Genomic DNA, 11,640 nt, shown 5'->3' on the forward strand with positions numbered 1-11,640 from the left:
ATGAGGACCTGTATCGAAATACCGCCAAGACGATAAAAGCGATTTTTAACTAATAACGCATTCTCCTTTAATGCCGGAATAGCTGCTTTGTAATAATCCCCATTTAAATCCGCCGCAAATTTTGTATGGCTGTAACCGATACCAATTGCTACGACGGTGATTAATGGTTCATACACTAATCCCCAACTACATAGTAAAACGATGAGTAGTAAGGTGTTGCGAGAGAACTTGAACGGCAAAATGAAGGACAAGAGCACACCGATAATATAAGGTATGTACACGACATGAAGGGTGGATGCTGCCGTCAGCCAGTGTTCAAATACAGTGACCATAAAGAAAAAGGCAACGAGTAAGCCATCTGCATAGCTATATAGATGCAGTGTTGTAGAAAAGGCGCGTACATGATGCCATGAGTACCACATAATCGCACAGGTCACTAAAAAGAGTATGACTAAAACGATGCTTGAAAAGTAAGTTTGCCATTCAACGGTTCGGACAAATTTGACGATGAATAGCATTGCACTCAAGACGATAAAGGCAATAAGCCCAGTGTAGCGCTGTGCTGGACGAGTCGGTGTAATGATCTTTGGCACATTTTTAACGGGTAGAAACAGTAGGAAAAAGAATGCGAGACCAATCCACAAAAAGACAAAGGAAAACTGTTTAGATGTAATGGCGGGCACTAAGATGAGTAACCAGCAGCATGCAAGAAGCGCTGACCAGAGCATCTGTGATTTTTTTGAACCTTTTTGAGTTTTCAAAACGGTCGTGTATGTAGGTAATAATACGCTACAACATAGTCCTAATAAAATGGCCGAGATGTTAAGAAGGGCTGGATATTTTAGTGAAACAACGCCCAGTATGCAACCGACTACGGCGCATACAATGAGCCATCTAAATAATTGTGTGGTGCGCATTTTTGAAAAGCTATACCAAAAGAAGCCGCCCGTATATTTCGCTGTGTAAAAGACGAGCAGTGGTAGCAGTCCAAATAGTGGCTGTGTCATATGTGCACCAATGATAAGAAAAACAGCGTAAATAATATATACAATGACATTCATAAACGCATAAGCGTAATACATAGAACCCCTCCTTGATGGTATCTACTTACAGCATAACATTTTTATGGTAAAAACAGGGTAAAGAATGCGAGGAGGTGATGAGATGCTTGGACAACTTTATTTAGAGGCCACGATTGCAAGTTTTGAGAAATCAAAGCTTTTAGCAGAAAAGGCAATGGCCCAGTTAAACTTTGAAGAATTGTTAGTAAATCCTTCGAAGGAATCGAATAGTATCGCCACGATTGTGAAGCATTTGCATGGCAATATGTTGTCACGATGGACCGACTTTTTAACAACAGATGGTGAGAAATCTTGGCGAAAACGAGATGCGGAATTTAGGGATACCTATCCTACACGTGCCGCATTAGAAGAAGATTGGCAGAAGGGTTGGCAAGTTGTTTTTGAGACATTACAGGAGCTGACGGATGAAAACTTGTCGCAAATCATTACGATTCGACAAGAGGAAATGTCCGTCATTGATGCCATTCAACGCCAGGTGGACCATTATGGTTATCATATTGGTCAAATAATTTATATTGCAAAATTTATAAAGGATGAGCAGTGGCAAAATTTAAGCATTGCGAAGAAACGATAATCCGTGTTACAACACGATTTCTTCTTGTTCTTCCCATTTTCCTGTTACTAAATTCAAGGCATTTTCTTCATCCAGTACACGATAATAAATAGGGTGCATTATTTTTTGTCCATGGAAGTTGTTAACGAAAGAGTAGTGTAAAAATATAATTGAATAAAATAATAATTGTATAAAAAACTGAAATGAAAGGACTGATTCGTTTGAAGATACGTTCAGCCGTACTGAGGAAGCTAGGGGCTAGCACACCGTATAAAGAAAGTCAGCCCATTCAAATTGAAGAATTAGAATTGGATGCGCCGGGTCGCGATGAGGTGCTCGTCAAAATTTTAGCAGCTAGTCTTTGCCATTCAGATTTGTCTGTTGTGAATGGTAGTCGTCCGCGTCCAGTACCAATGGCGCTTGGTCATGAAGCGGCTGGTATAGTAATGTCAGTAGGTGAGGGTGTGACGGATTTTGCGAAGGGGGACCAGGTTATTTGCGTCTTTGTGCCAAGCTGTGGGACGTGTGTGCCTTGTCAGGAAGGTCGCCCTGCTTTATGTGAGCGCGCGGCGAAATCAAATGAAGCTGGGACCTTATTAAATGGCGGTATTCGGTTACATAATGGGGATGAAAAAATTTATCACCATATCGGAGTTTCTGCTTTTTCTGACTATGCGGTTGTGTCGAAGCAGTCTCTCGTAAAGGTGACGGAAGATTTGACAGCGGAGCAACTAGCCTTATTTGGCTGTGCGGTTATTACGGGTGTTGGTGCTGTTGCTAATACAGCGAAAGTGCCACTTGGGAGCTCAGTTGCTGTCGTTGGCCTTGGGGGTGTCGGTCTTAGCGCGCTACTCGGAGCCATTGCGGCGGGTGCAAGAGAGGTTGTCGCCCTTGATATTAATGATCAAAAGCTTGTTCGTGCAGCGGAGCTCGGTGCAACCGCAACATATCGCTCAGATGAAGCGGACATTATTGACCGTGTTTTAGAGGAAACGAATGGTGGCTTTGATTATGTGTTCGAAACGGCAGGTGTTGTACCGGCGCTTGAGGTGGCCTATGCTATTACGAAGCGAGGCGGTGTTACGACAACGACAGGATTACCCGATCCAAAGGCAACCTTTGCGCTACCGTATGTGACATTAACGGCGAGCGAAAAAACACTAAAGGGCTCCTATGTAGGAAGTGCGGTGCCACGCCGAGACATTCCACATTACATTCAGCTTATGAAGGCGGGAAAATTACCGGTGGATGAGCTGATAGCTAAAACGATTCGTTTAGAAGAGATTAACGAGGGCTTTGACTTACTTGCGAGCGGGGAATATACACGTATTTTAATTTCATTTGAATAAAAAAGGTAGGTCAGTAGGATAAATCCTATCTGCCTACCTTTTTAAAATGATGTACCTTGATGGAAAAATAATTGCCACGTATCATTGGTTTTACGCCAAAGCGAGCTACGATGAGAACGACGACCAGAAAATTCCACAGTATCATACAGTGCCTGAATGACTGTGGCAGATAGTTCGTGGATACGGAAGTTCAAAATATCTGGAAGCTCCGTTACGACGGTATTCTCTAGAAGGGCATCGAGTTCAATTCCTTTTGTATAGGTCTTACCAGATGTACCAATTTCATAAAAATCATCGGCTAATAATTGCTCAAAATCCTGACGAGTTCGCTTCATTAAACGGCGTTCAAGTGCAAAAATTTCCTCGTTCATGACAATCACCTCTTTCATTGATGGACGTTGATTTTACCATTTTCACGAGGCGTTGTTCAACTAAAAAAAGGAATCGCATTCGCTGCGATTCCTTTTTCTTTATACTTTGCCAGAGACAAGTGTGTTTTTGATTTCGAGTGTACCGACAATTAGCATAATGATGCTAACAGGCACAATCCCGATAAGAAATACCGTGCTATTAATGATGTTTGTGACAAATAAAATTGAAATGATTGCCGCTAATGCGACAAGACCATGAAAATATTTTTCCATTTTACCACGACCTTTATTTAGAATACACATCATTTTATTATCATCATATTATCACATTTCCGCTGTTTTTGTGAACGATGACGACTTATCAAAAGGAAGTATAAGTGCAAAGTGTAATGAATCATTGGTCGCCGTTGCCGAAATGCTACCACCGAGCTGTTCAACGAGTTTACGCACAATCGCTAAGCCGAGTCCTGTTGACTGTGATTGCTCGTGATAAAAACGTTCAAAAAGCATCTCTGGCGGCTGTTTTAGCGGCTGAAGTAAAGGGTTTTCAAATGTCATAATGCACTGTGATTCGGTCGTTTGAAGGGAAATTGTTAATGTTTCAGCGCTATGACTCAAGCTGTTTTGCAGTAAATTATCAAAAATTCTTGAGAGCCATTCATCATCACTTAGCAGCCATAGATTTTCCTCTATAGTCGCGAATTCGATCCGCATCTTCTGTTGTTCAAATGCGGCATAATGTGCGGCAATTGCTTCGGTCAATAAAGCATCCACCTGGATAGGCTTGAGTGGGGGTGTTTGCTGCTGATTCATCACATAGGCATACTCGAAAAAACTGTGTAGTAATGCTTCAAGGCGCGCGACATGTGCGAGTGCTATTTGATACTTTTGCTGCTGTGCGGCGTCTAAGGCGGAAACATCGAGTAGCTGTAAGGACCCTTTAATGGCGGTTAATGGTGTGCGAAAGTCATGTGAAATGTTCGATACGAATTCCTTATAGTAATTTTCCTGCCGTACACTTGCCTGGCGTAGCTGCTGCTCATGTGCTAGCACGTCGTTCCAGCTAGCGACGAGTGTATTTAACTGCCTATGCAGCAATTGTAAATGAAGGGGCTGGTTTTGATGTGTGTGCTGCCGTACCATTAGCTGTCGTTGAATCGTACGTAGTTGTTGCTTCATCGATAAAATATAAAGAAGGAGCAGAACCAGAATACTTAACAACACATAAATTAACATACAGCACCTCCCTTAATGAATATCTGTTTTTCTAAAATATAAGATGGTAATACCAACACAAATACTAATAAAGCGCAACGATACAAGACAAATAGCGAGTAACGATGAATCGGCAGTAACTGTAATGGCATCGCCGCCAAAGGGTGTCCAGTTTAGCCAGTTTAAATTATTTGCGGCTAGCTGTCCGCACAATACTGAAATGGCATAAAAAAGGACGATGACAAAGGTTGGCTTTTTTAAGAAAAAGGCGAGCATCACGGCAAGTGATGTTTGGCCTACATACACAATGATGAGGCTTAATAGTAACGCAACTGCTGTTGAGATTTGTGTCGTACTATTCATCGCGCTAATCATACCGCCCATTGGGACACCGAATGTATAAGGCGCATCTGCATAAAAAATCCAGAAGCTAGCGGCAACAAATGGTAGTAAATACAGGCACATGAAGAGCCAATACACGATAAATTTACTCGTGACAATTTGTGCGCGAGAATGCCCTGCACTAATCGTATGCTGCATTGTACGATTATCAAAGTCATTGGAAATGAGTAAGGTGGCAAGGACGGCGCCGATAAGTGTGACAACGTTTAAATCTGAAAAGAAAAAGGCGATGCCACCAAGTGAGGATTCGCTGGCACCAATGCGTTTTAAAAATAATAGCATAACAAGAGCACAGACGACACTTGCTGCAAATAAGAGCCATGTTGTGCGCGCGCGGCTCAGTGAAAAGCAATGTGCACGAATTAAATTAAACATGTGCAGCACCTCCAATAACCGATAGGAAATAATTTTCGAGCGTATCCCCGTGGCGGTAAAAGGCTGTCAATAAAGCGCCCGCTTCAATTAATTGGCGCGATAAGTCACTAAGCGACGCAACCTCATCGAGCACCTTAATGCCACCATTTTCGAGTACGACAAGCTGTTCATAGCCTAAATCCTCGAGCGCCGTCAACGTATGGGCTGTATTGTCACTTTCAATATATAAATAATGCTGACAGGCTTTTTCGAGTTCCTCATGAGTCAATGTTTGTACGAGCATCCCTTGATGCATAATAAAATAATCGGTTGCTGTTTGAAATAATTCCGGTAGATTATGACTCGAAATTAAAACCGTCATATTGCGTTCTTCGACTAATTTTTTTAGCAATTTCCGTATTTCAACGACACCGATGGGATCGAGCCCGTTGACTGGTTCATCTAATAAAAGAAAATCTGGATTGCCGACAAGTGACAAGGCAATGCCTAGACGCTGCTTCATACCAAGTGAAAAATCCTTCGTTTTTTTATGCGCAACATCTGGCAGACCAACGAGCGTCAGTAATTCCGTTTCGAGCGCCTTGTTTGGAATACCTCGTAATAGGCGCGCATGGCGTAAATTTTCCTGTGCCGTCATATGCTCACTGAGTGCAGGGGCTTCAATCATGCTACCGATTTTTTGCTGTTGCTTTCGTAAGTTTACATCATCAAATAAGCGAATACTGCCAGACGTCGGTGCTGTAAAGCCACAAATCATTTTCATCAGCGTAGATTTTCCGGCGCCATTTGTGCCGATTAAGCCATAAATATGCCCACGCTTAATAGTCAATGACACATTATGAACGACGGTGTTTCGACCATATGTTTTTGTTAGCTGTGTTGTTTCTAAAATATTCATAGTAGTTCATCCTTTCATCGCGCTCAGTATAGCGCATGAAGGTCAAGCGAACGTTAAGATAGTGGACGAAGGCGGTAGCCGAGATAGCGAATGGTTTCAATCGCATCAATCGGCTGTAGCTTATGGCGTAAATTACTAATATGCGTTTTAATGGTGCCCTCATCACCTGTATACCCATCATCACGCAGGCTCCGAATTAAATTTTCCTTCGTGAAAATTTTTTGTGGCTGAGACATGAATAAATGCAGTAGCGCATATTCTGTCGCCGTCAGTGCAAGTGTACGATTAGCAAGTGTCACAAGTTGCTGTGCTTCATCAAGTGAGATTGTTTGATATGTATAGCGTTTTTGTCGTATAACCGCCGGACCATATGCGCGGCGCAGTGTTGATTCAATACGTGCGACAACTTCCTCTATATCAAATGGCTTCGTAATGTAATCATCTGCTCCAAGACGCAGTAATTCCACCTTTGTCGTCGTTGCATTTTTCGCTGAAATAATAATGACAGGGATTGTTGATTGCTGACGGAGCTGTGCTAAAATCGTTTCACCATCTACAAATGGTAATGTGAGGTCAAGCAGCACAAGATCATACGTAGTAGAAAGCTGAGTCAGAGCGTGCGCACCATCATAGGCCGTCACCGTTTCAAAGCCCGCCTGTTCTAAAATTTCGACTAATACATTGCTGACATCTCGTTCATCTTCAATAATTAAAATCTGCATAATATCGCTCCTTTAACTATGCTTAGTGTAGGAAAAAAATGAAAATTTGTCTATGTGTCTGAGTGTTTAGACCGGTAATTGCACATTTTAAAATGATTTGTATTATGATAAAGAGGACTACTTAAGAATTCAGGTGATACAATGCCAGCTTTAACGATGGATCAAGTGCTCATGCTTGATTCGTACAATGTTTATACAACACCACCCGTGCGTTCACTCTTTACGCTTGACCGCGTGCATAAGCAATTTTTCCAGGAAGATGAAATGGGCGACTTAATGCAGGGGATTACGAATGCGACTTCGAAGGCCGCTGCGATTTCGCATTTTTCAAAGCGCTATGGTCAATTTATTGCGATGCAGTTTTATATGCTGACCGCGTTTGATGAGGTATGGGATGGTAACGAAGAGGATTTACGCTTTGATGCGACGAATGAAAATGGTGTCTATACAATTTGTATGTTCGCAAATCCAAATGATTGGCGCTATGTGGACGACGATGACCGTGCTTATACGATGTCGACCATTTTATATAAGCAATGCTATCAGGTTGTGCAGGATTTGCGTAATGTGACGGCGATTTCGCCACGCGTCATTTGGGATAATTTCTTTGTGCATATCACAAATATCTATGCGAAGTTACTCGATGATCCGCTTCTAGCAGACCGTGCAATGGATGATTTAGAACTATTAGAATCACCGGAAGTATGGGCCCGCTTCAGCCAAAAATCATTATATTATGACTATACAAAAGGCAAAGCACCCGCAAGTCTTGTCAATCAGCCGATTCGCAAATCTTGCTGCTTATCAAAGGACATCCCAGGGCTTGGGGCATGTGGCTATTGCCCACTCGAGCAGGATTAATTTGGAAGGAATCACGTATTCGTGGTTCCTTTTTTTGTATAATGAATGTGGAGGGGACAATGCTACAGGTAGAATGTACACGCTTTAAAGTAAAGGAAGGAAAATCTGCGGTCGTTGATGAATGGTTGCAATTTTTAAATGACAATATGAAGGATGTCCTTGTAACGTTAGAGGGCGAAAAAATGTATGTCGAAACGATTTTACGCGAGCATAAGGATGGTAGCGAGTATTTGTATTGGTATTCGGTGCAAGGTCCTGGCGGCATCGACGTCGAGGAATCGACGCACTGGATTGATGTGAAGCATTTGGCATACTGGGATAAATGTATTGATAACACCTTTCGACCAGAGGAGCTGACACCGGCAGTGGTAATGATTCCACAACGCGTGCGACAGGTAATGCAATAAAAAAAGGAGTTGCCCAAAAATGGGTGACTCCTTTTTTATAAGATTTTTTGCTTAGCGAATTGTGCAATTAACGAATCAATAAAGCTACGACTCGCAATCGGTAGAATTTTATAATCTTTATATGCTAAATGCAGTGGACGCATGGCGGCAGGCTTAAGGGGACGTGTTGTCACACGATAGGGCGAACGTGCAAGCATGAGTTCTGGCATAATCGCTACACCAAGCTGCTGTTCAATTAATGCCATTGCCGCATAATCTTCCTCGACAATATAATGAATGTCTGCCTCTAAATTAGCCGCTTCAAATAGCTCTAGCGCATCATTCGACTCGCCCTCATCAATTAATACAAATGGTTCGGTAGCGAGTGATTCGAGTGATAGGGAGGCTTCTTTTGCCAGGGCATCAAGCGGTGATAAGACCGCAAGTAGTGGATCATCCATCAAATGATGCATCGTTAGAAGTGGACTCGTTTGGTCACTTAAAAAGCCAAAATCAACAGCACCCTCTAAAATCCAATTCGTAATATCTGTATATTCACCCTGACGAATTTCAAATTGTACGCCGGGGAATGTACGTTTAAAACGCTTAATACTATTCGGTAAAATATGACATGCGACACTCGTAAGCGCACCGATTTTAACGATGCCCTTATCAAGTCCTTTCATTTCATGTTGCTTTTTAAATAACTCTTTTTCAGCGTAGCAAATATTTTTAATATATGGTAAAAATTGCTCACCATCTGGGGTTAAGGTAATTCCCTTGCGTGAACGGATTACAAGCTGTGTATCGAGCTCATATTCGAGTGATTGTACGATTTGGCTCACAGCTGACTGTGTGTAGCCTAACTGCTTAGCAGCGGCGGTAAAACTCCCTGTTTCAATGATTTTTAAAAATGCTTCGTATGAATTCATAATGTGTCCTCTTAAATAAGATTTTCTAATGTTTATATTATAAACATTCGTTTTATTAATGCAATAGATGGTGCTAAAATAACAAAGGATTTTAGGTGGAAGGAACGTAGAACGATGAGTCATACAAGAGCAAATTTATTATTAATCTCCATAGCCATTGCGTGGGGGAGTTCATATATATTTATGAAAGTGGGATTAGAATCACTCAATACATCATCGATTATTGTGTGGCGTTTTGCGCTCGCATTTATCGTGATGGCTGCGCTATTTTATAAAAAAATTATCCGTGTCACAAAGCAAACACTAGTCGCAAGTGCTATTCTCGCATTGCCGATGTACGGAGTATTTGTATTCCTATTAAATGGCATGCAGTCTACAACGGTGTCAACGGCGAGCTTTTTAACGAGTACAACGGTGGTCTTTGTACCATTGCTTCATGCGTTAATAACCAAACATATTCCATCACGTAAAACGATGATGAGCCTTGCGGTAGTAGTTGCAGGCCTTGCACTGCTCACAATCGGCGATGATTTTGGCTTATCTTACGGAGCAATTCTTTGCTTATTATGCGCGATTTGTAATGCACTCTATTTAGTGTGGACAAATCATTATGCTAAGAAAGTACAGCCGCTGCAGCTCGGTATTTTCCAGTTAGGCTTTACAGCATTATATGGCTGTGTAGGCTTTGTGGTAGAAGCACCAATGATGCCCGCAACGACGAATGAATGGATGGCTATTTTAGGAATGGCACTATTATGTTCAGCGTATGGCTATGTGCTGCAACCAGTGGCACAGCGCTATACATCAGCAGAAGAAGCGGGGTTTATTTTCTCATTAGAACCTGTATTCGCAGTTATTTTTGCCTTTATGATTTTTGGCGAAGTGATGACAGGTGTAGCAGTTGCTGGAGCAGTGCTTATTTTAAGTGGTGTGCTCATCGCAAATTATGTACCGAAAACAAATGTGTTTATGAAGAAGGAACATCTTTAAATACAAAAGAGGGTGGGACATACGTATAAAAACAATCGTTCATATGAGCATAAGAAAAACCGGAATCGTGCTGTAGCGCGGTTCCGGTTTTTCGTTGCGAACGCTAAAAAAAGAAAATTTGTTATGCTAAATAGGCAATTAATTCTTGGCCACTTGGTGCGGCGGTTAGATAATTTTCCCATTCTACATACAATGTAGTAATAGACGAAGAATGCGCTTGCAATGCTTTGATGTCGCCAAGAAATACCGATAAGGTAATACGCGACATGGGTTGGCATATAAGGAATAGCTCATGATTTGCATCATATGAGAAATCCTTACCGGACAAAATATGATGCAAGGCATTTTCGCGAATTTGAAGATGTGCTTTTATATACGGCGCTTTTTCGAGCCAAGGCGTTTGTAGCATCGCTTGAATAAGTTCATTTGCTGTGCGCCACTGTGCTAGGCGTAAGTAGGCACTTGTGAGATGCCCATGAATTTGCATAAGTAAGGTCGGCACAGATATTTCAAGCGCTTCAATCATAAATTTATCCAAGCCATTGTACGTTTTGACGGCCTGTGTGTAGAGTCCAGAATTAAGGAAATACAGTAATTTATAGTGTAAGACGGATGCGTAAATATAAATATAATCATGTAAATTTGGTAGATTTTTAATTGTCAGTAGTAAGGAGTTAGCAAGTTCGAGAGCCTGTTGATGTTGATTTGCAAAAAATAAAATGGCTACTTTACAGTGTAAAAAAGGAATTTGCTGTTCTAGTGAGGCTGCTACAGGCATATGTTCACTAAATAATTTGAAATAGTACAAAATAAAATCAGGTTCTTCTATATAACGCGCGCATAATGTACAGCAATAGAGAACATGACGTTTTTGGTCGTCTGTTAAAGTTGTATCATTAAGTAAGCTTTCACCAATTGCCAGTGCATCGCGGTAGTTGCCGGTAGTGAAGCATTTTTTTAATTGTTCAATCGACATGGTGCACCTTCTCTCTATTTAATAAACTATACTATTGCTATCGGGTGAAAAGTTATTTTTTAAACAAAATATTCATAAGACTTAAAATTTTCATGCAATCATTGTAGAACAGCTATGACATTCGGTACAATAGCAATACATCTACTTGAACTACCCCCACTTAGCCATTCTGCGAACGTGCTTGAAGTGGGAGATTCCTACAAACAGTGCTTGCTTGTTTCCACTTGCTTGAAACAGCGGCTTCACTTTTTTAGTAGGCTATCCCCGTAGTTCCTACGGTTGTTGGTTCAAAATTCTTAGCCCTTCGGCTAAAATATTTCGACTTGCATTGATGTCGCGGTCTAGTGTCGTATCACAAGATGGACAAGTCCACTCACGAATATCCAATGTTTTCTTGCCATCTCGATGACCACAGGCATGACAAAGTTGGCTCGATGGGAAAAATCTGTCGATTTCAACAATTTTTCTACCGAACCATTTCGCCTTATACATCAGTTTTTGTACAAAAGAAGACCATGACACATCACT

At 41.5% G+C, this 11,640-nt stretch carries 15 protein-coding genes; 5 read left to right on the plus strand and 10 right to left on the minus strand.

Translation table 11 applies throughout. The features are described 5' to 3' along the window. Positions 1-1,082, minus strand: a 1,082-nt coding sequence (locus KTHG_RS21220) for a hypothetical protein (RefSeq protein WP_147633095.1), incomplete at its 3' end; no start/stop codon positions are given. An 82-nt stretch (positions 1,083-1,164) separates the two neighbouring features. Here KTHG_RS21220 and KTHG_RS09975 point away from each other — a divergent pair. Beyond that, positions 1,165-1,656 carry a DUF1572 family protein gene (locus tag KTHG_RS09975; protein WP_139993235.1) on the plus strand — a complete coding sequence of 164 codons (492 nt, stop codon included), beginning with the start codon at positions 1,165-1,167 and terminating at the stop codon, positions 1,654-1,656. A 200-nt stretch (positions 1,657-1,856) separates the two neighbouring features. Continuing rightward, positions 1,857-2,984 carry a zinc-dependent alcohol dehydrogenase family protein gene (locus KTHG_RS09980; protein WP_139993237.1) on the plus strand — a complete coding sequence of 376 codons (1,128 nt, stop codon included), beginning with the start codon at positions 1,857-1,859 and terminating at the stop codon, positions 2,982-2,984. Between the two features lie 41 nt (positions 2,985-3,025). Here the strand turns inward: KTHG_RS09980 and KTHG_RS09985 are convergent, their stop codons facing one another. The 6 genes from KTHG_RS09985 to KTHG_RS10005 all read right to left on the minus strand — a co-directional run bounded on the left by KTHG_RS09985 (position 3,026) and on the right by KTHG_RS10005 (position 6,967). Next, the gene (locus tag KTHG_RS09985) at positions 3,026-3,355 is read right to left on the minus strand and encodes a nuclear transport factor 2 family protein (RefSeq protein WP_186439556.1); all 330 of its coding nucleotides are present in this window, start codon (positions 3,353-3,355) and stop codon (positions 3,026-3,028) included. A 99-nt stretch (positions 3,356-3,454) separates the two neighbouring features. Continuing rightward, complete coding sequence (locus tag KTHG_RS21225) at positions 3,455-3,628, minus strand: hypothetical protein (RefSeq protein WP_158620988.1); 174 nt, start codon at positions 3,626-3,628, stop codon at positions 3,455-3,457. 51 nt (positions 3,629-3,679) lie between these two features. Continuing rightward, positions 3,680-4,591 carry a sensor histidine kinase gene (locus KTHG_RS09990; protein ID WP_139993241.1) on the minus strand — a complete coding sequence of 304 codons (912 nt, stop codon included), beginning with the start codon at positions 4,589-4,591 and terminating at the stop codon, positions 3,680-3,682. Positions 4,592-4,603: 12 nt separating this feature from the next. Next, a complete protein-coding gene (locus KTHG_RS09995; protein ID WP_139993243.1) occupies positions 4,604-5,347 on the minus strand; it encodes an ABC transporter permease subunit in 744 nt (247 codons plus the stop codon). After that, positions 5,340-6,245, minus strand: a complete 906-nt coding sequence (locus KTHG_RS10000) for an ATP-binding cassette domain-containing protein (RefSeq protein ID WP_139993245.1) — start codon at positions 6,243-6,245, stop codon at positions 5,340-5,342. Before KTHG_RS10000 ends, KTHG_RS09995 begins: the two co-directional genes overlap by 8 nt. A gap of 53 nt (positions 6,246-6,298) precedes the next feature. Next, positions 6,299-6,967 carry a response regulator transcription factor gene (locus tag KTHG_RS10005; protein ID WP_255512426.1) on the minus strand — a complete coding sequence of 223 codons (669 nt, stop codon included), beginning with the start codon at positions 6,965-6,967 and terminating at the stop codon, positions 6,299-6,301. Between the two features lie 141 nt (positions 6,968-7,108). On the opposite strand from KTHG_RS10005, the gene KTHG_RS10010 reads away from it, so the two are divergent. Further along, positions 7,109-7,828: a Fe-S oxidoreductase gene (locus tag KTHG_RS10010; RefSeq protein ID WP_139993249.1), complete on the plus strand. Its 720-nt coding sequence runs from the start codon at positions 7,109-7,111 to the stop codon at positions 7,826-7,828. 59 nt (positions 7,829-7,887) lie between these two features. Next, the gene (locus KTHG_RS10015) at positions 7,888-8,235 is read left to right on the plus strand and encodes a DUF6176 family protein (RefSeq protein WP_139993251.1); all 348 of its coding nucleotides are present in this window, start codon (positions 7,888-7,890) and stop codon (positions 8,233-8,235) included. A gap of 35 nt (positions 8,236-8,270) precedes the next feature. On the opposite strand, the gene KTHG_RS10020 is transcribed toward KTHG_RS10015, so the two are convergent. Continuing rightward, on the minus strand, positions 8,271-9,146 hold the full coding sequence (locus KTHG_RS10020; protein WP_126990356.1) for a LysR family transcriptional regulator: 876 nt from the start codon (positions 9,144-9,146) through the stop codon (positions 8,271-8,273). A 114-nt stretch (positions 9,147-9,260) separates the two neighbouring features. On the opposite strand from KTHG_RS10020, the gene KTHG_RS10025 reads away from it, so the two are divergent. Then, positions 9,261-10,136, plus strand: coding sequence for a DMT family transporter (locus tag KTHG_RS10025; protein ID WP_139993252.1), 876 nt, complete (start codon positions 9,261-9,263; stop codon positions 10,134-10,136). A gap of 121 nt (positions 10,137-10,257) precedes the next feature. On the opposite strand, the gene KTHG_RS10030 is transcribed toward KTHG_RS10025, so the two are convergent. Next, positions 10,258-11,112: a hypothetical protein gene (locus KTHG_RS10030; protein WP_139993254.1), complete on the minus strand. Its 855-nt coding sequence runs from the start codon at positions 11,110-11,112 to the stop codon at positions 10,258-10,260. Between the two features lie 273 nt (positions 11,113-11,385). After that, on the minus strand, positions 11,386-11,640 hold a 255-nt coding region (locus KTHG_RS10035), incomplete at its 5' end, for a zinc ribbon domain-containing protein (protein ID WP_139993612.1).

The organism is Kurthia sp. Dielmo (genome assembly GCF_000307285.2).
GTDB classification, from domain to species: Bacteria; Bacillota; Bacilli; order Bacillales_A; family Planococcaceae; genus Kurthia; species Kurthia populi.